The organism is Kitasatospora sp. NPDC005751 (assembly GCF_040630835.1).
In the GTDB taxonomy this organism is placed as follows: domain Bacteria; phylum Actinomycetota; class Actinomycetes; order Streptomycetales; family Streptomycetaceae; genus Kitasatospora.
On sequence record NZ_JBEXYC010000001.1, the window covers coordinates 227,389 to 249,306 of the forward strand.

The window sequence follows — 21,918 nt, forward strand, 5'->3', positions numbered from 1 at the left end:
CGACTATGCCCGGGTGTCGTCCGCCCGTCCCGTCCCACCGCCCGACGACGAGGTGTCTGTGCTCCGGCCGCTGACCGCCCTGCTCGCCGCCATCGCCGCCTCCCTGGTGGTCGGCCGGATCGTCGACCAGGTCCTCCAGCGCGTCGCCGCGCGCCACCCGGACGACGCCGTCTGGGCACTGCTGCGCCGCTGCCGGATCCCCCTGTAGCTGGGGGCCGGTCGGCGCTGACGCTCGCCGCCGCCCCGCGGGAGCGGATCTTCCACCGGCACGACGACGGCCTGCACCACCTGGTGCCGCCGTTCCTGCTCGGCTCCGCCGGCCGGCTCACCGTCCGGGTGGTGGCGGCCGGCCTGGAGGCGGTGCTCAGCCGGTACGAGACGGCGCCGACGACTGCGCACGGGGAGCACCCCGGTCCCGGCGCGGCCCGGGACCGGGACCGGGACCGGCCCTAGAGCACCCGGGTCATGGTCCGGTGCGGGATCCCGGCGTCGTCGTAGACCGGCCCCTCCGCCGTGTAGCCGAGCCGCTCGTAGAAGCCCAGCGCCTGCACCTGCGCGTGCAGCTCGACCTCACGGGCGCCCCGCCCGCGCCCGGCCGCCTCGACGGCGCGGACCAGCTCGGCGCCCAGCCCGGTGCCGCGCGCCGCCTTCACCACCGCGAGCCGGCCGAGCAGCACCCGGCCCGCCGTCCCGCCGGTGAGGGCGAGCGCCTGCGGGCCGTGGATCAGCCGGGCGGTGCCGAGCGGCTCGCCCTCCGGGCCGACCGCCAGCAGGTGCTCGGAGGTCGCGTCGAGGTCGTCGTACTCCAGTTCCTCGGGCACGCCCTGCTCGGCGATGAACACCTCGTGCCGGACGCCCCGCACCAGTGCCAGGTCGTCCGCGCCCTCGGCCACCCGGATCCGCGCCGCGAAGGAGCTCATGTCAGCTCTCCGCCGAGATGATGTCCAGCGCCCTGCGCAGGTCCTCGGGGTACTCGCTGCCGAACTGCACCCACTCGCCGTCGGCCGGGTGCTCGAAGGCGAGCGAGACCGCGTGCAGCCACTGCCGGGTCAGCCCGAGCCGCTTGGCCAGCGTCGGGTCGGCGCCGTAGGTCAGGTCGCCCACGCAGGGGTGGCGCAGCGCCGACATGTGCACCCGGATCTGGTGGGTCCGGCCGGTCTCCAGCTTGATGTCCAGCAGCGAGGCGGCCCGGTAGGCCTCGATGAGGTCGTAGTGGGTGACGGAGGGCTTGCCCTCCTGGATGACCGCCCACTTCCAGTCGGAGCTGGGGTGGCGCCCGATCGGCGCGTCCACGGTGCCGCTCATCGGGTCCGGGTGGCCCTGCACCAGCGTGTGGTACTTCTTCTCGGTCACCCGGTCGTGGAACTGGCGCTTGAGGTCGGTGTAGGCGCGCTCGGACTTGGCGACCACCATCAGCCCGGAGGTGCCCACGTCGAGCCGGTGCACGACGCCCTGGCGCTCCGCGGCGCCCGAGGTGGAGATCCGGTAGCCGGCCGCGGCCAGGCCGCCGATCACGGTCGGACCGGTCCAGCCGGGGCTGGGGTGGGCGGCGACGCCGACCGGCTTGTCGACGAGCACGATGTCCTCGTCGTCGTGGACGATGCGCATGCCCTCGACATGCTCGGCGACGATCCGCACGGGCGCGGCGGGGGCCGGGATCTCGACCTCCAGCCAGGAGCCGGCGGTGACCCGGTCCGACTTGCCGGCCAGGGCGCCGTCGAGCGTCACCTTGCCGTCGGCTGCCAACTCGGCGGCCTTCGTCCGGGAGAAACCGAACATCCGGGCGAGGGCGGCGTCGAGACGCTCGCCCTCCAGGCCGTCGGGTACGGGGAGGCTGCGGATCTGCGCTGCGGTACTCACCCGTACGAGTATGCCGGACGCGGGAGCCGCCCCTTACGCGGTCGGGCCGGGCCGGTCCCCGTCGGCGTCGCCCCCGGCCGCCCCTGCCACCCCGTCCTTACCGCTCGCGTCCTTGCCGGCCGGCTGGTGGACCGTGCCGTCCGGGTTGCTGCCGCGGAAGGAGAGCAGCACCACCAGGATGCCGCCGCAGACGATCGCCGAGTCGGCGAGGTTGAAGACGGCGAAGTGCTGGACGGAGATGAAGTCCACGACGTGGCCGCGGAAGGCGCTCGGCGAGCGGAACAGCCGGTCGGTCAGGTTGCCCAGCGCCCCGCCGAGCAGCAGCCCGAGCGCGATCGCCCAGGGGAGGCTGTACAGCCGGCGGGCGATCCGCCAGATGACCACGATGACCGACGCCGCGATCACGGTGAAGACGATGGTCAGCGCCTGGCCCATGCCGAACGCGGCGCCGGAGTTGCGGATCACCTGGAAGGTCACCACGTCGCCGATCACCTTGATCGCCGCGTGGTTCTCCAGGCGGGCGACCACCAGCAGCTTGGTCCCCAGGTCGATCAGGAAGGCGACCAGCGCGACGCCCAGCAGGACACCGATCCGCCGGCGCCCCTTCGATGCCTCCTGCTCGACCGGAGCGGTCACCTCACCGGGCTCGGCCACGGCCTCCTCCAGGGCTTCGGCGGGGGTCGGGACGGACTCGTCCCGCGTCTGGGGGGAACCTTGCGTACTGATGATCCGCTCCGCTGCCGATGAGGGTCCCCCGGGGCCGAAGGTCGGGGGAGAGTGGGCCGGTGGTCGCCGACCTCGACGAGTCAGGCGACGTTACGGGGTCGAGCGTACGGCAAGCCCGACCCCCCGCGTCGCCCCGGTCAGCGGCGTTCCTGCTTGGCCTTGCACTGGACGCAGAGCGTCGCCCGGGGGAAGGCCTGCATGCGGGCCTTGCCGATGGCCTGGCCGCAGGACTCGCAGGTCCCGAAGCCGACGCCCTCCAGTCGGCCCAGGGCCCGCTCGACCTGCGCGAGGCTCTCCCTGGCGTTGTTGGCCAGCGCCAGCTCGCTCTCCCGCGAGATGTTCTTCGTACCGGCGTCGACCTGGTCGTCGCCGGCTCCGTCGTTGGAGTCCCGCATCAGCCCGGTGATCGCGGCCTCGGCGGCGCCGATCTCGTTCTGCAGCCGGTCCAGCTCGCTGATCAGCTCGGCGTGTAGTTCGTGCACCTCCTGCGAGGTCCACGGGTCCTCGCCCGGGCGGACGGGAAGCTCGGCCGGGTCCACGGCCTCCGCGCCGCCGCCGCGGACCGCCGCGGCGGGGGTGCGGGTGCGGCCGGGGGCCACGAGCGCGGAATCGTTGCTGGTCTTGTGCCGTGCGGTAGTGGTCACGGTCCCCTCCCCTGGTTCGCCTGCCACGGCCTTGCGGGCCCGCTTGGTGGCGGTACCCGCGCCGGTTGCCTCATCAGCCATGGCTTCGACCCCATCTACGAACGAATCGAGCCGCCGGTTCCCGGCGGCCTCCAGTGCCGGAACGATAATCCCCATCAAAACCGGTCACAACATGACATACCGACGCCTCACAATGATCCCACCCAGGCAGCCGTCACAACCGCCCCGCCCCGCGCGCTGACCTGAGTTGTGCCCAGAACACCTCCGCCTAACCGCCTCCGCGCGCCGTCGCGGCGGCGGACAAACCGACTTGCGGCTGCCGATAGACTGGGCCGGCAAGGCGCAGATGGGACGAGTACCGACGTACGCAGCCACCAGCGACCCGGGGACGGTGCGAGCCCGGGGGTGTGCGCGGCGGGAAGATCACCCCGGAGCCGCCGGAAGAACGGCCGCTGGTCAGCCCAGCGGCCCGGTAGAACCGGCAGCAAGCCCAAACAAGAGGGTCGCAGCAGCACCGCGGCCAAGGAGGGTGGTACCGCGGGGCGGCTCGCCGTCTCGTCCCTCCGTCGGATCCAGCCGATATCCGCCGGAGGTTTGACACCGCGATGACCACCTACAACGCCGTCCCCGCGCAGGTGGACCTGCCTGCCCTCGAACACCAGATCCTCTCCTTCTGGCAGGACAGCAAGATCTTCCAGCGCAGCCTGGAGCAGTCCGAGGGCCGCCCCGAGTGGGTGTTCTACGAGGGCCCGCCGACCGCCAACGGCATGCCCGGCGCCCACCACATCGAGGCCCGCGTCTTCAAGGACGTCTTCCCCCGCTACCGGACGATGAAGGGCTACCACGTCGCCCGCAAGGCCGGCTGGGACTGCCACGGCCTCCCCGTCGAGCTGGCCGTCGAGAAGGAGCTGGGCTTCTCCGGCAAGCAGGACATCGAGGCGTACGGCATCGCCGAGTTCAACGCCAAGTGCCGCGAGTCGGTGACCCGCCACACCGACGCCTTCACCGAGCTCACCACCCGGATGGGCTACTGGGTCGACCTCGACGACGCCTACCGGACGATGGACCCGTCCTACGTCCAGTCGGTCTGGTGGTCGCTCAAGCAGATCTTCGACAAGGGCCTGCTGGTCCAGGACCACCGGGTCGCCCCCTGGTGCCCGCGCTGCGGCACCGGCCTGTCCGACCACGAGCTGGCCCAGGGCTACGAGACCGTCGTCGACCCCTCGGTCTTCGTCCGCTTCCCGCTCACCTCCGGCCCGCTGGCCGGCGGGGCCGCGCTGCTGGTCTGGACGACCACGCCGTGGACCCTGGTCTCCAACACCGCCGCCGCCGTCCACCCCGAGGTCACCTACGTGGTGGCCACCGACGGCACCGAGCGGCTGGTCGTCGCGGAGCCGCTGCTGGCCAAGGCGCTCGGCGAGGGCTGGGAGGCCACCGGCGAGTCCTTCACCGGCGCCGAGATGGAGCGCTGGGCGTACCGCCGCCCCTTCGACCTGGTCGAGATCGAGGACGCGCACTACGTCCTCAACGCCGACTACGTCACCACCGAGGACGGCACCGGCATCGTCCACCAGTCCCCCGCCTTCGGCGCGGACGACCTCGCGACCTGCCGCCGCTACGGCCTGCCGGTGGTCAACCCGGTGCTCGCCGACGGCACCTTCGCGCCCGAGGTCCCGCTGGTCGGCGGCCAGTTCTTCAAGAAGGCCGACGAGGCCCTGGTCGCGGACCTCCAGGAGCGCGGCCTGCTCTTCCGCCACCTGCCGTACGAGCACAGCTACCCGCACTGCTGGCGCTGCCACACCGCGCTGCTCTACTACGCGCAGCCGTCCTGGTACATCCGGACCACCGCCGTCAAGGACGCGATGATCCGCGAGAACGAGGCCACCAACTGGTACCCGGAGACGGTCAAGCACGGCCGCTTCGGCGACTGGCTGAACAACAACATCGACTGGGCGCTCAGCCGCAACCGCTACTGGGGCACCCCGCTGCCGATCTGGCGCTGCGAGGAGAACCACCTCACCTGCGTCGGCTCGCTGGCCGAGCTCTCCGAGCTCACCGGCACCGACCAGAGCGGCCTGGACCCGCACCGCCCGTACATCGACGACGTCACCTTCGCCTGCCGCGAGTGCTCCGGCACCGCCACCCGGGTGCCCGAGGTGATCGACGCCTGGTACGACTCCGGCTCGATGCCCTTCGCCCAGTACGGCTACCCGTACCAGAACAAGGAGCTCTTCGAGAAGCGCTACCCGGCGCAGTTCATCTCGGAGGCGATCGACCAGACCCGCGGCTGGTTCTACACGCTGATGGCCGTCGGCACCCTGGTGTTCGACAGGAGCAGCTACCAGAACGTCGTCTGCCTGGGCCACATCCTGGCCGAGGACGGCCGCAAGATGTCCAAGCACCTGGGCAACATCCTGCAGCCGATCCCGCTCATGGACCAGCACGGCGCGGACGCGGTGCGCTGGTTCATGGCGGCCGGCGGTTCGCCCTGGTCGGCCCGCCGGGTCGGCCACGGCACCATCCAGGAAGTGGTCCGCAAGACCCTCCTCACCTACTGGAACACCGTCGCCTTCCAGGCCCTGTACGCCCGTACCTCCGGCTGGGCGCCGTCCGCGAGCGACCCGGCCCCGGCGGCGCGGCCGCAGCTGGACCGCTGGGTGCTCTCCGAGCTGAACACCCTGGTCCGCGAGGTCGACGCGGCCTTCGAGGCGTACGACACCCAGCGCGCCGGCAAGCTGCTCTCCGGCTTCGTCGACGACCTCTCCAACTGGTACGTCCGCCGCGGCCGCCGCCGCTTCTGGCAGGGCGACGCCGCCGCGCTCGCCACGCTGCACGAGGCGCTGGAGACGGTCACCCGGCTGATGGCCCCGCTGACGCCGTTCATCACCGAGCGGATCTGGCAGGACCTTGTCGTCCCGGTCGCCCCGCAGGCCCCAGCCTCGGTCCACCTGGCGGGCTGGCCGGAGGCCGACGAGGCGCTGATCGACGCCGACCTCTCGCGCCACATGGCGCTGGTGCGGCGGCTGGTCGAGCTGGGCCGGGCCACCCGCGCCGAGTCCGGCGTGAAGACCCGTCAGCCGCTCTCCCGCGCGCTGATCGCCGCCCAGGGCTGGGAGGAGCTGCCGGCCGACCTGCGCGCGCAGATCGCCGAGGAGCTCAACGTCTCCACCCTGGAGTCGCTGGCCGAGGTCGGCGGCTCGCTGGTCGACACCACCGCCAAGGCGAACTTCCGGGCGCTCGGCAAGCGCTTCGGCAAGGGCGTGCAGGACGTGGCCAAGGTGGTCGCGGCCGCCGACGCCGCGGTGCTCGCCGCCGAGCTGCGCGCCACCGGCAGCACCGGGGTGGAGCTGAACGGCGAGCGGATCGAGCTGGGCCCGGACGAGGTGATCATCACCGAGACCCCGCGCGAGGGCTGGGCGGTCGCCAACGAGTCCGGTGCCACCGTCGCCCTCGACCTGGCCATCACCCCGGAGCTCAAGCGCCTCGGCATCGCCCGCGACGCGATCCGGCAGATCCAGGAGGCCCGGAAGAACTCCGGTCTGGAGGTCTCCGACCGGATCGTGCTGCGCTGGCAGGCCGCCTCCGACGAGACCACCGAGGCGATCACCGAGCACGGCTCGCTGGTCGCCGAGGAGGTGCTGGCCACCGACTTCGCGGCGGGCGCCGCCGACTGGGAGTCCGAGACCTTCTCGGACGAGGGCCTCGGCCTGACCTTCCGGCTCCGCAAGGCCTGACCCGCACGGCCCGACCCGCACGGCGAAGCCGCCGCCGCCCCACCCGGGGTGGCGGCGGCTTCGCCGTCTCCGGAGCCCGCGCCCCGGCGCCCGGTCGCACCGGCGCTCACCCGGGCGGGCACACCGACGAGGGCGCCCCCGTCATGACCCGGAAGTCACGGCAGGGGCGCCCTCGAAATGCCTGGCTACAACCTCAGTTGTCGCCGTCCTCGTCGATCAGGAAACCGCGCATCGGCGCCGGCGCCTGCTGCATCGGCTGCGGCGGCTGCGGGCGGACGGCGGCCATCGGCTGCGTCATCCCGGCCGGCTGCATCTGCGGGGCACCGGAGTTGCCACCGGAGGACTGCCCGCCGAAGCTCGGCGCACCGTTGTTGCCGCCGAAGGAGCTCTGGCCGCCGAACGAGGGCTGGTTCCCGCCGAAGGACGGCTGGTTGCCACCGAAGCCCGGAGCACCCCCGCTCATCGCGGACGCACCGGCCGGAGCCATCGACGACGCGGCCGGCGGCAGCGAGGCGGTGGCCGGGATGCGCGGCGGAGCGAGCGAGTCGTCCGCCTGCGACTCCAGCTGGCGCAGCTGGGTCTCCAGGTAGGACTTCAGACGCGTGCGGTACTCACGCTCGAACGCCCGCAGGTCCTCGACCTTGCGCTCCAGCGTGGCCCGCGCGGACTCCAGGGAGCCCATCGCGACGCGGTGCTTCTCCTGCGCGTCCCGCTCCAGGGCGTCGGCCTTGGCACGGGCGTCGCGCTCCAGACCCTCGGCCCGGCTGCGCGCCTCGCCGACGATCTTGTTGGCCTCGGAACGGGCCTCCGAGATCGCCTGGTCCGCGGTCTGCTGGGCGAGCGCCAGCACGCGGGCCGCGCTGTCGCCGCCGGGGCCCTGCTGCTGCTGCATCGGAGCGCCCATCGGGCCGCCCATCTGCTGCGGCTGGCCCATCGGGCCACCCATCTGCTGCATCTGCTGCTGGCCCATGCCCTGGCCCATCGGGTTGCCCATCTGCTGCGGGCCACCCGGACCGCCCATGGGCTGGAGCATCTGACCGCCCATCGGCTGCACCAGCTGCTGCTGGCCGCCCATGGTCTGGTTCATCTGCTGCTGCTGGCCGCCCATCGGGCCGCCCTGGCCGGACGGGAGCTGCGGGGCACCGGACGGCAGGCCGAGGGGCTGGTTGCCCATCTGCTGCTGCTGCTGCGGGCCGCCCATCTGCTGCGGACCGCCGGGGCCGCCCATCTGCTGCGGGCCGGGGCCCTGCTGCTGCCCGGGCACCGGCGGGCCGGATATGGCGGCCGGCACCGGGGCGCCGGGACGCGAGTCCTGCGGCGGCTCCTTGCGCATGTTGGCCTGGTTCTGCGCGGCGGCACGGGTCGCGGCGGCCAGCTTGGCGCGCAGGTCCTCGTTCTCGCGGAGGAGGCGGGTCAGCTCCGCCTCGACCTCGTCGAGGAAGGCATCGACCTCGTCCTCGTCATAGCCTTCGCGCAGGCGGACGGTCGTGAACTGCTTGTTCCGAACGTCCTCGGGGGTCAATGGCATCTCTTCACCTCAACGTGATCGTCGGCACACCGGCATCCTGTCGCATCGCTCACCTACGACTAGGGCCGCACAAGCGAGATCAGGACATACACAATGATCATCAGTACGAAGAAGGACAGGTCGAGCGCCACGCCCCCGAGACGCAACGGCGGAATGAACCGCCGAAGAAGCTTGAGCGGCGGATCCGTGACAGTGTACGTGGCCTCCAGGACCAGGACCATGGCCTTGCCGGGCCGCCACGAACGTGCGAACTGGAAGACCCAGTCCATCACCAGCCGCACAAGCAGGAACACCAGGAAGACGGTCAGCGCGTAATAGAGCACCGCCCACACGATCCCCATCGCGCTTCCCTCTCCCCGGTTCTCGGCCCTACGGCCGTGCCGCCTGTCACTAACTCACTGTCGATCAGATCCACACGTAAAGTCGTGGCCGGGTCAGCTCTGGTTGAAGAACCCACCCTCGGCGATCCGAGCCTTGTCCTCCGCCGTGACATCGACGTTAGCAGGCGACAGCAGGAACACCTTCTGTGTCACGCGCTCGATACTGCCGTGCAGACCGAAGACGAGTCCAGCGGCGAAGTCTACGAGCCGCTTGGCATCGGTGTCGTCCATCTCGGTGAGATTCATGATCACCGGGGTCCCGCCACGGAACTGTTCCCCGATCGTACGGGCCTCGTTGTAGGTCCGGGGGTGCAGCGTGGTGATGCGGTAGGGCTCTCGTTCGTTCACTACCTTGGGCATGATCACCGGGGCGCTCTTCTCCAGGTTGTGGCGGCGTTCGGGTGTGATGGACGACACTGGGGCCATCCTCGGGGTCTCCTGGCGGATCGGGACCGCGGCCGGGACCGGCTGCGGCGTGATCGAGGAGACCGGGGCGGGTGCCGCGGCGGGCCGGGGGATGTCCTCCGTCCGCCCCGTTCGGATCGGCTCGGGGTCCGCGTCGTAGTCGTCGTCGGGGTCGTACCCCTGGCCGTCGTACGTCTCGTCCTCCACGAGGCCGAGGTAGACCGCCATCTTGCGCATTGCGCCGGCCATGCTCCTGTCTCCTCCGCTCATGCCCACCTCGCTGTCCGCGCGGTGGTCGCTTCGCGAACGCGCGCCTCTCGATGGTCGCTCGCCCTGCCCGCTCCGTGGTGGACCGGCGCTCCGTACCGACGGCCGGGCCGTCCGGCCCCGGCTGCGGATTCCGCGGTCCGCCCACGACGAGCCGACGGGCCGACGGCCGGTCAGAACTCGTGGGTGGGGGCCGCGGAGCTACGATCCACGGTTCGCCAGCGCTCTGGAAAGCTGCTAGCTTCTGTCCTATTTTGTCCTGCAGTCTGATCTACTACCCGGTGACGTTACCCGAGGGGTGACCGCACTCCGAGTACCGCCGTTCCGACGCGCACATGTGTCGCCCCGGCGGCAACGGCCTGCTCCAGGTCACCGCTCATTCCTGCGGAAACCATGGTGGCAGCAGGATGGGCCGCCCGTACGGCGGTTGCGATTTCCGTCAACCGCTCGAAGGCCCGGGCCGGATCGCCGGCGAGCGGACCGGAGAGCGGAGCGACGGTCATCACACCGTCCAGTCGCAGCCCGGGCGCGTCGGCGATCGCGTCGGCCAGCGCCTCGACCTCCGACGGGGTCGCCCCGGCCCGGCCCTCGCCCTCGCCGTGCTCCTTCTCCAGCGCGACCTGCACCAGGCAGCCCAGCTCGGGCCGCTCGGCCTTGAGCACCGCCGCGGAGAGCGACTCCACCAGCCGCGGCCGGTCCACCGAGTGCACGTGGTTCGCGTACCGGACCACCGAGCGGACCTTGTTGGTCTGCAGCTGGCCGACGAAGTGCCAGTCCAGCGGAAGGTTTCTGCACTGCTCCGCCTTGGGCGCCGCGTCCTGGTCGCGGTTCTCCGCGACGTCGGTGACGCCCAGTGCGGCCAGCAGTGCGCTGTCCTGAGCCGGGTAGGTCTTGGTGACGACGATCAGCCGCACCTCGTCACGCGCCCGCCCCGCGGCCGCGCAGGCGTCGGCGATCCGGCGTTCGACCACGTCGAGGTTGGTCCCGAGTTCCTCGTACCGGGCCCGCTGGCCCGGCGTCAGGGCGGCGAGGAAATCCGCACCGCCCGGGAACGGTCCGTAGATGTCGTTCGTCATGAGTGATCAGAGCCCAACCAGACGTAGCTCGCGAGCCGGCCCGTGCGCCGCTCGCGGCGATAGGAGTAGTGATCGGCGGATTCGAGGGTGCAGACCGATGATCGCACCAACTCGGTGACGCCCGCAGCGGTCAGCTGCGCCGCCACTCCCTCCGGCACGTCCAGGGCCGGGGTGCCCCAGGAGGTCTCGGCGTGCGCGGCCGGCACCAGCCGGGCCACCTCCGCACGCAGTTCCGCCGGCACCTCGTAGCAGCGGCCGCAGACCGCGGGCCCGGTCGCGGCGGCGATCCGCCCCGGCTCGGCGCCCAGTTCCACCATCGCCCGGACCGCCGCCGGCACCACCCCGGCCGCGAGGCCGGGCCGGCCCGCGTGGGCCGCGCCCACCACGCCCGCCACCGGATCGGCCAGCAGGACGGGCGTGCAGTCCGCGGTCAGCACCGCCAGCGCCAGCGGCCGGTCGGTGACCACCGCGTCGACGGTCGGCGCCTCCCCCGCGGACTGGCGCCGCGTCACCACGGCCACCTCCGCGCCGTGGACCTGGTTCATCCAGACCACGTCCGCCGGGTCGAGGCCCAGCGCGCCGGCCGCGATCGCCCGGTTGCGCCGGACGGCGGCCGGGTCGTCCCCCACCGCGCCGCCGAGGTTCAGCTCCCCGTACGGCGAAGTGCTCACCCCGCCCCACCGGTCGGTGAAGGCGAAGTGAGCACCGTTGCGTACTGCGTGATCGACCACTGCTTACTTCAGGAAGTCCGGCACGTCGAGCTCCTCGGCGGGGCTCTCCACGTACGGCTGGCGGGCCGGCTGCACCTGCGGCGGCACCGGAGCGGCGGTCGTGGTGGCCGGGCTCTCCGTCGAACGCGCCGGGGCGTCGCCCTCGGAGCGGGCCGTCACCGACCCGATGCTCCCGTACGAGGGCCGGGTCGCCGGACGCTCGGGGGCGGCCGGCGGCGGCGTGGCCGGGGTGGCCTTGACCACCGGGTCGCGGACGATCGCCGGGGGCTGGCCGCCGTCGAAGCCGGCCGCGATCACGGTGACCCGCACCTCGTCGCCGAGCGCGTCGTCGATCACCGCACCGAAGATGATGTTGGCCTCGGGGTGCGCGGCCTCGCTGACCAGCTGGGCGGACTCGTTGATCTCGAACAGGCCGAGGTCGGAGCCGCCGGAGATGGACAGCAGCACGCCGCGGGCGCCGTCGATCGAGGCTTCCAGCAGCGGCGAGGAGATCGCCATCACGGCGGCCGCCTTGGCGCGGTCCTCGCCCCGGGCCGAACCGATGCCCATGAGCGCCGAACCGGCCTCCGACATGACGGACTTGACGTCCGCGAAGTCGAGGTTGATCAGACCGGGGGTGGTGATCAGGTCGGTGATGCCCTGGACGCCGGAGAGCAGCACCTGGTCGGCGGAGCGGAACGCGTCCAGCACGCTGACCTGGCGGTCCGAGATGGACAGCAGGCGGTCGTTGGGGATCACGATGAGGGTGTCGACCTCTTCGCGCAGGCCGGCGATGCCGTCCTCGGCCTGGTTCGCGCGGCGACGGCCCTCGAAGGTGAAGGGGCGGGTGACCACGCCGATGGTCAGCGCGCCGAGCGAGCGGGCGATGTTGGCGACGACCGGCGCGCCGCCCGTGCCGGTACCACCGCCCTCGCCCGCGGTCACGAAGACCATGTCGGCCCCCTTGAGGACCTCCTCGATCTCCTCGCGGTGGTCCTCGGCGGCCTTGCGGCCGACCTCGGGGTTGGCGCCGGCGCCGAGGCCCCGGGTGAGTTCACGGCCCACATCGAGCTTGACGTCGGCGTCGCTCATCAGGAGGGCCTGCGCATCGGTGTTGATCGCGATGAACTCGACGCCCTTGAGACCGACCTCGATCATCCGGTTGATGGCGTTGACACCACCGCCGCCGATGCCGACAACCTTGATGACTGCGAGGTAGTTCTGCGGTGCTGCCACGTCGAAGGCCTCTCGCCTCGAATTTCCGGGTCGGCCGGCCCCGGTGGGGTGCCGTACCGACGGATGTCGATGGGTAGGGAGCCTGGTTTCTGACTGAATGTCCGAAATGCCGACCGCCGACCCCAACCCTAAACTTGACGTTTAGGGTTAGTGCTGTGCCTCCGTCACATCACCAGGAAGCACAGTCTGGTGACACAGGACACTAGGTGGCCCCGGGCACGTGTTTCAACGAACACGCCGAGCTTCCCTTTTTCTTTTGAGCCTATGTGATCATCAACCAGCTTATGAAACCGGGGTGACCACCAAGGGTCGGGCCGTCACCGAAAGGCGTCAACCCCTCCCCCAGGGAGAGAACCTACCGGATCATCCCGACACCGCCGGCGCGTCCGGCGCACTGACGTCGAAGTTCGTACCCTTCTGACTCATCAGTGCCACCAGCACCCGGGCTTTTCGATCGATCTGGTCCGGACTCCCCCAGCGGACCGTGACACCCCCGCCGAGCTGCAGCTGGATGTCGTCGTAGGAGTGCACCAGCACCGCCCCGGCCCGCTGCCGGACCTCGGCGGGCAGCCCGGCGGCGACCGCCACCGCCCCCTGGACCAACTGCGGACGGGAAATCACCCCGGCCGCGTCGTTCGCCTGCTGACTGAGCCGCAGTTCGACCACCGGCACTCCGGCCGGGGCGGCGTCCTCGGTGGCGAAGCTCACGCCACCTGCGTCCACCTGGGTGAATCTGCCGTCGTCCCCCTTGACGGCGGCCACCGCGGTGCGCTGGGTGATCTTCACCCGCAGGGTGTGCGGCCAGCCCCGCCAGACCTCGGCCCGGGCCACCCGCGGGATCGCCTCCACCCGCCGGGTGGCGGCGTCCAGGTCGACCCGGGCCAGCGGGCCGGCGCCGACCGTGCCGATCGCCGCGCGGACCTGGTCGACCGTCAGCCGGTCGTCCTGCGCCCCCTGCACCGCGACGCTGCGCACGTCCAGGGCCGAGGAGAGGAAGACCAGCCAGGCCAGCCCGCCCAGCACCGAGGCGCCGAGCGCGGCCAGCACCGCGATGCCCCGCCGGGAGAGCCGGAGCCGGGGCGAGTACTCCTCGTCCCCGAACTCCACCTCCTCCCGCGGGTACCCCCGGCCGGAGGCCGGGGGTTGATCGGCGGGCCGACCGTCAGCCACGGCGGCGGCCACCCCTGGCGGCCTCGATCGCTTCGTAGACCATGCCGACCAGCAGGTCGTCGGCGTCCCGGCGGCCGAACTCGGCGGCGGCCCGGCTCATGTCCCAGAGCCGCTGCGGGTCGGTGAGCACCGGCAGGACGTTCTGCAGGACCCACTCCGGGGTCAGTTCCGCGTCGTCGACCAGCAGCCCGCCGCCGGCCTTGACCATCGGCTGGGCGTTCAGCCGCTGCTCGCCGTTGCCGATCGGCAGCGGGACGAAGGCGGCCGGCAGGCCCACCGCCGCCAGCTCGGCCACCGTCATGGCGCCGGCCCGGCAGAGCATCAGGTCGGCGGCGGCGTACGCGAGGTCCATCCGGTCCACGTACGGCACGGCGCGGTAGGGCGGCATCCCGGGGATGTCGTCCACCTGCGGCAGCTCGTTCTTCGGCCCGACCGCGTGCAGGATCTGCACGCCGTACTGCTGGAGCCGGGGCGCGATGGCGGTGACGGTCTCGTTGAGCCGGCGGGCGCCCTGCGAGCCGCCGGAGACCAGCAGCGTGGGCAGCCGCTGGTCGAGGCCGAAGTAGTGCCGGGCCTCCGGCCGGGCCGCGTTGCGGTCCAGGGTGGCGATGGTCCGGCGCAGCGGGATGCCGATGTACCGGGAGTCGCGCAGCTTGCTGTCCGGCGTGGAGACGGCGACGAAGTCGCTGTACCGGGCACCGATCTTGTTGGCCAGGCCGGGCCGGGCGTTGGCCTCGTGGACCACGATCGGCACCCCGGCCCGCTTGGCGGCCAGGTAGGCCGGCATCGCGACGTAGCCGCCGAAGCCGACCACGACATCCGCCTTGACCCGCTCGATGATCTCCTGGGCGGCCCGGACGGTGCCGCGCAGCCGGCCCGGGACGGTGATCAGCTCGGGGGTGGGCTTGCGGGGCAGCGGAACGGCCGGGATCAGCTCCAGGTGGTAGCCCCGCTCGGGCACCAGCCGGGTCTCCAGGCCGCGCTCGGTGCCCAGGGCGGTGATCCCGATGGACGGGTCGTGCCTGCGGAGGGCGTCCGCGAGGGCGAGGGCCGGCTCGATGTGACCGGCGGTCCCCCCGCCGGCGAGTACGACATGCACCGAAATTCACCGCTCCCTGCGTGCCGGCACCGGGGCCGGGCGCGCTGTGGTTCGTCGTCGTGGCAGCACCCGGGCCAGTCGTCTCCTGATCCGGGAGTTCTTGCTCCGGGCGGCCAGGGCCGCCTTCGCGCCCGAGGTGCTGCGCGCGAGGCACAGCAGCACACCGATCACGGACATGGCCGACAGCATGGCGGAACCGCCGTAGGAGAACAGCGGGAGCGGGACGCCCGCGATGGGCAGCAGTCCCAGTGCCGACCCCAGGTTGATCACGGCCTGCGCCATGATCCACGTGGTGGCGGCCCCCGCGGCGTACCTGACGAAGGGGTCCTTCGTACCGATGGCCACACGGATACCCGCGTAGCCTAGTGCCGCGAAGAGACCGATCACCGACAGCGTCCCCACCAGACCGAGTTCCTCGCCCGTCGTGGCGAAGATGAAGTCGGTGTGCGCCTCCGGGAGCTGGCCCCATTTCTCGACGCCGGCGCCAAGGCCGGAACCGAACAGACCGCCCAGTCCGAACGAGTACACCCCGTGCAGCGCCTGGAAGCACGCGCCGGCCGGGTCGAGCTTGGTCACCCCGATGCAGGAGAGCCGTTCGGCCCGGTGCGGGACGGTGACCACCAGGGCGGTGCAGACCACGACGGCGACGCCGAGGGTGGCGACGAACAGCCGCATCGGGGCGCCGACCATCCAGAGCAGGCCGAACAGCATGGCGACCAGGATCATCGAGGTGCCCATGTCGCCGCCGAGCATGATCATCGCGAGCAGCAGCAGCGCGCCCGGCACCAGCGGGACCAGCAGGTGCTTCCACTGGTCGAGGGTGCCGGTCCGCTGCTTGCGGGCGAGCAGGTCGGCCCCCCAGAGCACCAGCGCGAGCTTGGCGAACTCGGACGGCTGGAACTGGAAGAAGCCCAGATCCAGCCAGTTCCGGTTGCCGTTGACCTCCACCCCGACCCCGGGGATCGCGACCAGCGCGAGCGCACCGATCACGCCGAACATCACGGGGTAGACGATCACCCGGAGCACCGCCACCGGGACCAGCGCGAAGCCGACCAGCAGCGAGAAGCCGAGCAGCACCGCGACCAGCTGCTTGAAGAAGTAGAACTGGGTGGACCGGTGCTGGCCCAGCGCGAGGATCTGCGAGGCCGAGAAGACCATCATCAGGCCGAGCACCACGAGCAGCAGCGTCGCGCCGATGATCAGCAGATAGGGCGTGAGCGGCCGGTCCAGGGTGTACCGCAGACGGGCCCGGAAGGCCTGCAGACGGGCCAACGGGCCGGCCGACTTGTAGGCGGTCGTGGTCGCCGAGAGCACCCGCCACGGATCGCCGGAGCCCTTTCCCGGCGTACCGGAACCGCCCTCCCTGCCCTGCCCCGCCACCACGCTGCCCCTCATTCCTTATCGAGGCTCGGCGCGCCCCTTCGGCTCGCTCGCCCGTGCACCGGTCGGCGGGCCGAGCCGGACGTCCGTTCGAACGGGACGGGCCGCCGTGCACGGGCGGATGAGCCGAGTCGGGCGTCCGGGCGAACGGGCCGGCCGGCCGGCCGTCAGCTGTCCGCGAGCTCCCGGACCGCCGCGGCGAAGAGGTCGCCGCGCTCGCCGTAGTTGGTGAACATGTCCATCGAGGCGCAGGCCGGGGCCAGCAGCACCGTGTCACCCGATCGGGCGAGTGACGCGGCCGTACGGACCACCTCGGTCATCGCCACCGCGCCAGTCTGGCCCTCGGCCGCCTCGATCACCGGGACATCCGGCGCGTGTCGCGCCAGCGCGTCCCGGATCACCCCGCGGTCCTCGCCGATCAGCACCACGGCGCGCAGCCGCTCGGCCGCGCCCTGGACCAGGTCGTCGAACGCGGCGCCCTTGGCCAGCCCGCCGGCGATCCAGACCACCGGCCGGTACGCGGCCAGCGAGGCCGCGGCGGCATGGGTGTTGGTGGCCTTGGAGTCATCGATGTACGTGACCCCGGCGACCACGCCGACCTCGGCGATCCGGTGGGCGTCCGGGCGGAAGGCCCGCAGCCCCTCCCGGACGGCCGCGGCGTCCACCCCGTACGCCCGGGCGAGGGCGGCGGCGGCGAGCGCGTTGGCGATGTTGTGCGGGGCCGGCGGGTGGACGTCGGCGACCGAGCCCAGCTCGGCGGCGTTCTTGTCCCGGTCCGGCACGAAGGCGCGGTCCACCAGCAGGCCGTCGACGACACCGAGGTTCGACAGGCCGGGCGAGCCGAGGCCGAATCCGATCGCCCGGCAGCCCTCCTCGACGTCGGCCTCGCGGACCAGCGCCTCGGTGGCCGGGTCGGCCAGGTTGTACACGCAGGCGACGACGTTGCCCTCGTAGATCCGGCCCTTGTCGGCGGCGTACGCCTCCATCGAGCCGTGCCAGTCGAGGTGGTCGGGTGCCAGGTTGAGCACGGCCGCCGCGTACGGGCGCAGCGAGGGCGCCCAGTGCAGCTGGTAGCTGGAGAGCTCGACGGCGAGCACGTCGTACGGCTCCTCGGCGAGCACCGCGTCCAGCACCGAGACCCCGACGTTGCCGACTGCGGCGGTGCGCCGGCCGGCGGCGGTGAGGATCGAGGCGAGCATCTGGACGGTGGTGGTCTTGCCGTTGGTGCCGGTGACGGCCAGCCAGGGGGCCGGCTCGCCGGTGGACGCCAGCGGCGCGCGCAGGCGCCAGGCCAGTTCGACGTCGCCCCAGACCTCGACGCCGGCCGCCTCGGCGGCGGCGAACAGCGGGCTGCTGGGCGGCCAGCCCGGCGAGGTGACGACCAGCCGGGTGCCCTCGGGCAGGCTGTCGCCGTCGCCGAGGCGGACGGTGACGCCCAGTGCCCGCAGCTCGGCGGCGCGGGCCTCCAGGCCCGGGCCGGAGCCGCCGTCCACGACCGTGACCAGCGCGCCGAGGCCGTGCAGCACCCGGGCGGCGCTGATGCCGGAGACGCCCAGGCCGGCGACGGCGACCGGCAGTCCGGCCCACACCGGTCCGGTCATCCCGTCACCCATCCCGCGTAGAAGAGGCCGAGACCGACGGCCACGCAGAGGCCCTGGATGATCCAGAACCGGACCACGATCAGGACTTCGGTCCAGCCCTTGAGTTCGAAGTGGTGCTGCAGCGGGGCCATCTTGAAGACCCGCTTGCCGGTCATCCGGAAGGAGCCGACCTGGATGATCACCGAGAGGGTGATGATCACGTAGAGGCCGCCGAGCAGCGCGAGCAGCAGCTCGGTGCGCGAGCAGATCGCCAGACCGGCCAGGGCGCCGCCGAGGGCGAGCGAGCCGGTGTCACCCATGAAGATCTTGGCGGGCGAGGTGTTCCACCAGAGGAAGCCGAAGCAGGAGCCCATCAGGGCGGCGGCGACCACCGCGAGGTCCAGCGGGTCGCGGACGTCGTAGCAGCTGGAGGTGGCCGAGATCGCGTAGGCGCAGCTCTGGCCGTACTCCCAGACGCCGATGAAGGTGTAGGCGCCGAAGACCATCACCGAGGCGCCGGTGGCCAGGCCGTCGAGACCGTCCGTCAGGTTCACGCCGTTCGACATCGCGGCGATCATGAAGTACGCGAAGATGACGAACAGCACCGGGCCGATCGACCAGCCGAAGTCCCGGACGAAGGAGAGGTGCTGGGAGGCCGGGGAGAGCCCGCGGTCGTCGCTGAACTGCAGCGCGAGGATCGCGAAGGCGAGGCCCACGAACGACTGGCCGAAGAGCTTGGCCTTGGCCCGCAGGCCGAGCGAACGGCGCTTGACGACCTTGATGTAGTCGTCCAGGAAGCCGACCAGGCCCAGACCGACCGTCAGGAACAGCACCAGCAGACCGGAGGCGGTCGGCGAGTCGCCCGTTATCGCCTTGGTCGCGAAGTAGGCGATCAGCGTCGCCAGGATGAAGGCGATGCCGCCCATGGTGGGCGTGCCCTTCTTGCTGTGGTGCGCCTTGGGGCCGTCGTCGCGGATGTACTGGCCGTAGCCGCGCTTGGCGAGCAGCTTGATCAGGGCCGGGGTCCCGAGCAGCGAGAGGACGAGGCCGATCATGCCGGAGAAGAGGATCTGCTTCATTACTCGGCCGCACCGTCCGCGAGCAGTGCCTCGGCCACCTTCTCGAGCCCCACCGAACGGGAAGCCTTCACCAGGACCACATCCCCCGGCCGAAGCTGACTGCGCAGCAGTTCGACCGCCGCGTCCGCGTCGGACACCAGCACCGACTCCTCACCCCACGAACCTTCGTTCCTAGCGCCCAGTTCCATGCAGGCCGCCTCGCGTCCGCCGACCGCCACCAGCTTGGTGACGTCCAGCCGTACCGCGAGCCGCCCGATGGCGTCGTGCTCGGCCAGGCTGTCCTCGCCGAGCTCCCGCATCTCGCCGAGCACCGCCCAGGTGCGGCGGCGCTCCGGGCCGCGCCCTCCGATCGAGACCAGCGCCCGCAGCGCGGCCCGCATCGAGTCGGGGTTCGCGTTGTAGGCGTCGTTCACGACGGTGAGACCATCGGCCCGGTCGACGACCTCCATGCGCCAGCGGGACAGCGCACCCGCCTCGCTCAGCGCTTCGGCGGTGTCATCGACGGACATCCCGAGCTCCACCGCCACCGCTGCGGCGGCGAGGGCGTTCGAGACGTGGTGCTCACCGTACAGGCGCAGCTGCACGGGTGCGGAACCGGCCGGGGTGGTCAGCGTGAACGATGGCCGTCCGGTGGAGTCCAGGCGAACATCCTGTGCCCGGACGTGCGCCTCGCGGGACTCCCCGAAGTACACCACCCGGGCCCTGGTGCGGGAGGCCATCGCGCGCACCAGCGGGTCGTCGGCGTTGAGGATCGCCGCACCGTCCGCCGGCAGCGCCTCGACCAGCTCGCCCTTCGCCTCGGCGATCGCCTGCTGGGAGCCGAACTCGCCGACGTGGGCGGTGCCGACGTTCAGCACCAGGCCGATCCGGGGCGGGGTGATCGAGGTGAGGTACTCGATGTCGCCCTTGTGCCGGGCGCCCATCTCCATCACCAGGTGCCGGGTGCCGGCCTCGACCCGCAGCGCCGTCATCGGGTGCCCGATCTCGTTGTTGAGCGAGCCGGGCGGGTAGACGGTGTCGCCGAGCCGCTGGAGCAGCTGGGCGATCAGGTCCTTGGTGCTGGTCTTGCCGGCCGAGCCGGTCAGCGCGACCACGGTGGTGGATTCGGCGCGGGCCACCACCGCCCGGGCCAGCTTGCCGAGTGCGTCCACCACGCTGTCGACCAGGACGGCGGGCACCCCGACCGGGCGGGCGGCCAGCACCGCGACGGCGCCGGCGGCGACCGCCTTCTCGGCATAGTCGTGGCCGTCCACGTGTTCGCCGGCGAAGGCCGCGAACAGGCAGCCGGGGCGCACCTTGCGGGAGTCGACCTCGACCGGGCCGGTGACCGGGGTGTCGGGGTCGGCGCCGTCCAGGGTGCCTCCGACGGCTGCGGCCACCTCGGCGAGGGTCAGTGCGATCACGGCTGCTCTACTCCTCCGGTGCCCCGGGCGGCCGTGGTCCGCGTGATCGAGTCCCGCAGTACCTCCCGGTCGTCGAAGGGGCGGATCTCGTCTCTTACGTACTGGCCGAGCTCATGGCCCTTGCCGGCCACCAGCACGGTGTCACCGGCCTGGGCGCGGGCCACCGCGAGGTGGACCGCCTCGGCCCGGTCGGGCACGACCAGGACGGCGCCGCGCTCGGCCTCGGGCACCGAGGCGGCGCCCGTGAGCATGGTGGCGAGGATCGCCAACGGGTCCTCGCTGCGCGGGTTGTCGCTGGTCAGCAGGGCGGTGTCGGCGAGCTCGGCGGCGATGGCGCCCATCGGGGCGCGCTTGTGCGGGTCGCGGTCGCCGCCGCAGCCCACCACGACGTGCAGCCGGCCCTTGGTGACCTCGCGCAGCGAGGCGAGGACGGCGCGCAGGGCGTCCGGCTTGTGGGCGTAGTCGACCACCGCGACGAACGGCTGCCCGGCGTCCACCCGCTCCAGCCGGCCCGGCACCCCGGGCACCTCGGCGATCCCGGCGACGACCTGCTCCAGCGGCAGCCCGGCGGTCACCAGCACGGTGATCGCGGCCAGCGCGTTGGCGACGTTGAACGGGCCCGGCAGCGGGACGGACGCGTCGGCCTCGGCGCCGTCCGGTCCGAGCACCCGGAAGGTCGAGCCGATCGGGCCGAGCTGGACGTCCACCGCGCGCCAGTCGGCCTCGGCCGCACCGGTCGCGGAGAACGAGGTGACCGGGATCTTCGCCTCGGCGACCAGCCGGCGCCCGTAGGCGTCGTCCAGGTTGGCCACGCCGAGCCGGGACTTGCCGGGCTGGAAGAGCCGGGCCTTCGCCTGGAAGTAGTCCTCCATGTCCGGGTGGAAGTCGAGGTGCTCCGGCGTGAGGTTGTTGAACAGCGCGACGTCGTAGACGACGCCGTCGGTCCGGCCGAAGACCAGCGCGTGGCTGGAGACCTCCATGGTCACCGCGTCCGCGCCGCGCTCCCCCATCACGCCGAGGATCGCGTGCAGGTCGGTGGCCTCGGGGGTGGTGCGCTCGCTCTTGATCCGCTCGTCGCCGACCCGCATCTCGACGGTGCCGATCACGCCGGGGCTGTGCCCGGCGCCGCGCAGACCGCCCTCGACCAGGTAGGAGGTGGTGGTCTTGCCGTTGGTACCGGTCAGCCCGATCATCAGCAGCCGGTCGGCGGGGCGGCCGTAGACCGCGGCGGCCAGTTCGCCCATCCGGGCCCGCGGCCGGTCGACCACCAGCGACGGCAGACCGCTGCCGGCCGCCTGTTCGGCACCGGCCGGGTCGGTGAGCAGCGCCACCGCGCCGGCGGCCGCGGCCTGGGCCGCGAAGGCCGCGCCGTGGTGGTTGGCGCCCGGGAAGGCCACGTAGACGTCGCCGGGGCGCACCGCGCGGGAGTCGTGGGTGACGCCGGTGACCGGGCCCCCCTCGACCGGCGCGAGGCCGAGCAGACGGGCCAGCTCGGCGAGCGGCAGGGCCTTCACCCCGGCGGGGCGGGGCGGGCTCACGGTGATTTGATCGGGTTTCGGCACGGCGGGCAGGCTATCCGCCGAAGGGCGTCCAGGGCCAAACCGGGCCCTCGCCGTGCCGTCGTCCCGCCCGGCCCGCTCG

20 protein-coding genes are annotated in these 21,918 nt (G+C 72.3%); 3 read left to right on the plus strand and 17 right to left on the minus strand.

Translation table 11 applies throughout. From position 1 onward, the window contains the following. Nucleotides 1-13 precede the first annotated feature (13 nt). Nucleotides 14-208, plus strand: a complete 195-nt coding sequence (locus ABZ497_RS01020) for a hypothetical protein (RefSeq protein ID WP_359802523.1) — start codon at nt 14-16, stop codon at nt 206-208. An 83-nt stretch (nt 209-291) separates the two neighbouring features. After that, nucleotides 292-453, plus strand: a complete 162-nt coding sequence (locus ABZ497_RS01025) for a hypothetical protein (RefSeq protein ID WP_359802526.1) — start codon at nt 292-294, stop codon at nt 451-453. On the opposite strand, the gene ABZ497_RS01030 is transcribed toward ABZ497_RS01025, so the two are convergent. From ABZ497_RS01030 to ABZ497_RS01045, 4 genes are all read right to left on the minus strand, one after another. Next, complete coding sequence (locus ABZ497_RS01030) at nt 450-920, minus strand: GNAT family N-acetyltransferase (protein ID WP_329487245.1); 471 nt, start codon at nt 918-920, stop codon at nt 450-452. The genes ABZ497_RS01025 and ABZ497_RS01030 overlap by 4 nt on opposite strands. Before the next feature lies 1 nt (nt 921). Continuing rightward, the gene (locus ABZ497_RS01035) at nt 922-1,860 is read right to left on the minus strand and encodes an RluA family pseudouridine synthase (protein WP_329487246.1); all 939 of its coding nucleotides are present in this window, start codon (nt 1,858-1,860) and stop codon (nt 922-924) included. A gap of 33 nt (nt 1,861-1,893) precedes the next feature. After that, nucleotides 1,894-2,526 (minus strand): signal peptidase II, encoded by a 633-nt coding sequence (gene lspA, locus ABZ497_RS01040; protein WP_359802993.1) that lies wholly within the window; start codon nt 2,524-2,526, stop codon nt 1,894-1,896. A gap of 197 nt (nt 2,527-2,723) precedes the next feature. Further along, nucleotides 2,724-3,230, minus strand: coding sequence for a TraR/DksA family transcriptional regulator (locus ABZ497_RS01045; protein WP_359802530.1), 507 nt, complete (start codon nt 3,228-3,230; stop codon nt 2,724-2,726). Nucleotides 3,231-3,835: 605 nt separating this feature from the next. Between ABZ497_RS01045 and ileS the strand changes: the two genes are divergently transcribed. Then, on the plus strand, nt 3,836-6,964 hold the full coding sequence (gene ileS, locus ABZ497_RS01050) for an isoleucine--tRNA ligase (protein ID WP_359802533.1): 3,129 nt from the start codon (nt 3,836-3,838) through the stop codon (nt 6,962-6,964). Between the two features lie 193 nt (nt 6,965-7,157). On the opposite strand, the gene ABZ497_RS01055 is transcribed toward ileS, so the two are convergent. From ABZ497_RS01055 to ABZ497_RS01115, 13 genes are all read right to left on the minus strand, one after another. Next, entirely contained in the window at nt 7,158-8,492 is a 1,335-nt protein-coding gene (locus ABZ497_RS01055; protein ID WP_359802536.1) for a DivIVA domain-containing protein, read from the minus strand. Nucleotides 8,493-8,551: 59 nt separating this feature from the next. Beyond that, a complete protein-coding gene (locus tag ABZ497_RS01060; RefSeq protein ID WP_148645520.1) occupies nt 8,552-8,833 on the minus strand; it encodes a YggT family protein in 282 nt (93 codons plus the stop codon). Nucleotides 8,834-8,926: 93 nt separating this feature from the next. Continuing rightward, the gene (sepF, locus tag ABZ497_RS01065) at nt 8,927-9,526 is read right to left on the minus strand and encodes a cell division protein SepF (protein WP_329487250.1); all 600 of its coding nucleotides are present in this window, start codon (nt 9,524-9,526) and stop codon (nt 8,927-8,929) included. A gap of 305 nt (nt 9,527-9,831) precedes the next feature. Continuing rightward, nucleotides 9,832-10,620, minus strand: coding sequence for a YggS family pyridoxal phosphate-dependent enzyme (locus ABZ497_RS01070; RefSeq protein ID WP_329487251.1), 789 nt, complete (start codon nt 10,618-10,620; stop codon nt 9,832-9,834). Then, nucleotides 10,617-11,351 carry a peptidoglycan editing factor PgeF gene (gene pgeF / locus ABZ497_RS01075; protein WP_359802541.1) on the minus strand — a complete coding sequence of 245 codons (735 nt, stop codon included), beginning with the start codon at nt 11,349-11,351 and terminating at the stop codon, nt 10,617-10,619. The genes ABZ497_RS01070 and pgeF overlap by 4 nt, the downstream gene beginning before the upstream one ends. A 3-nt stretch (nt 11,352-11,354) precedes the next feature. Beyond that, the gene (ftsZ, locus tag ABZ497_RS01080) at nt 11,355-12,566 is read right to left on the minus strand and encodes a cell division protein FtsZ (RefSeq protein ID WP_329487253.1); all 1,212 of its coding nucleotides are present in this window, start codon (nt 12,564-12,566) and stop codon (nt 11,355-11,357) included. 363 nt (nt 12,567-12,929) lie between these two features. Next, a complete protein-coding gene (locus ABZ497_RS01085) occupies nt 12,930-13,673 on the minus strand; it encodes an FtsQ-type POTRA domain-containing protein (protein ID WP_359802544.1) in 744 nt (247 codons plus the stop codon). 55 nt (nt 13,674-13,728) lie between these two features. After that, entirely contained in the window at nt 13,729-14,835 is a 1,107-nt protein-coding gene (gene murG, locus ABZ497_RS01090; RefSeq protein ID WP_329487255.1) for an undecaprenyldiphospho-muramoylpentapeptide beta-N-acetylglucosaminyltransferase, read from the minus strand. Nucleotides 14,836-14,841: 6 nt separating this feature from the next. Continuing rightward, on the minus strand, nt 14,842-16,230 hold the full coding sequence (gene ftsW / locus ABZ497_RS01095) for a putative lipid II flippase FtsW (RefSeq protein ID WP_352287125.1): 1,389 nt from the start codon (nt 16,228-16,230) through the stop codon (nt 14,842-14,844). Nucleotides 16,231-16,382: 152 nt separating this feature from the next. After that, on the minus strand, nt 16,383-17,816 hold the full coding sequence (murD, locus tag ABZ497_RS01100) for a UDP-N-acetylmuramoyl-L-alanine--D-glutamate ligase (RefSeq protein WP_359802548.1): 1,434 nt from the start codon (nt 17,814-17,816) through the stop codon (nt 16,383-16,385). Then, nucleotides 17,813-18,874: a phospho-N-acetylmuramoyl-pentapeptide-transferase gene (mraY, locus tag ABZ497_RS01105; RefSeq protein ID WP_329487257.1), complete on the minus strand. Its 1,062-nt coding sequence runs from the start codon at nt 18,872-18,874 to the stop codon at nt 17,813-17,815. The genes murD and mraY overlap by 4 nt, the downstream gene beginning before the upstream one ends. Further along, nucleotides 18,874-20,277, minus strand: coding sequence for a UDP-N-acetylmuramoyl-tripeptide--D-alanyl-D-alanine ligase (murF, locus tag ABZ497_RS01110; protein WP_329487258.1), 1,404 nt, complete (start codon nt 20,275-20,277; stop codon nt 18,874-18,876). The genes mraY and murF overlap by 1 nt, the downstream gene beginning before the upstream one ends. Next, entirely contained in the window at nt 20,274-21,839 is a 1,566-nt protein-coding gene (locus ABZ497_RS01115; protein WP_359802552.1) for a UDP-N-acetylmuramoyl-L-alanyl-D-glutamate--2,6-diaminopimelate ligase, read from the minus strand. Before ABZ497_RS01115 ends, murF begins: the two co-directional genes overlap by 4 nt. Between the last annotated feature and the right edge of the window lie 79 nt (nt 21,840-21,918).

Coding starts and splice junctions, on each gene's coding strand:
- ABZ497_RS01030 (WP_329487245.1), bottom strand. CDS start 920: ATGAGCTCCTTCGCGGCGCGGATCCGGGTGGCCGAGGGCGCGGACGAC.
- sepF (WP_329487250.1), bottom strand. CDS start 9,526: ATGGCCGGCGCAATGCGCAAGATGGCGGTCTACCTCGGCCTCGTGGAG.
- ftsW (WP_352287125.1), bottom strand. CDS start 16,230: ATGAGGGGCAGCGTGGTGGCGGGGCAGGGCAGGGAGGGCGGTTCCGGT.
- murD (WP_359802548.1), bottom strand. CDS start 17,816: ATGACCGGACCGGTGTGGGCCGGACTGCCGGTCGCCGTCGCCGGCCTG.
- mraY (WP_329487257.1), bottom strand. CDS start 18,874: ATGAAGCAGATCCTCTTCTCCGGCATGATCGGCCTCGTCCTCTCGCTG.
- ABZ497_RS01060 (WP_148645520.1), bottom strand. CDS start 8,833: ATGGGGATCGTGTGGGCGGTGCTCTATTACGCGCTGACCGTCTTCCTG.
- ABZ497_RS01055 (WP_359802536.1), bottom strand. CDS start 8,492: ATGCCATTGACCCCCGAGGACGTTCGGAACAAGCAGTTCACGACCGTC.
- ABZ497_RS01070 (WP_329487251.1), bottom strand. CDS start 10,620: ATGACGAACGACATCTACGGACCGTTCCCGGGCGGTGCGGATTTCCTC.
- ileS (WP_359802533.1), top strand. CDS start 3,836: ATGACCACCTACAACGCCGTCCCCGCGCAGGTGGACCTGCCTGCCCTC.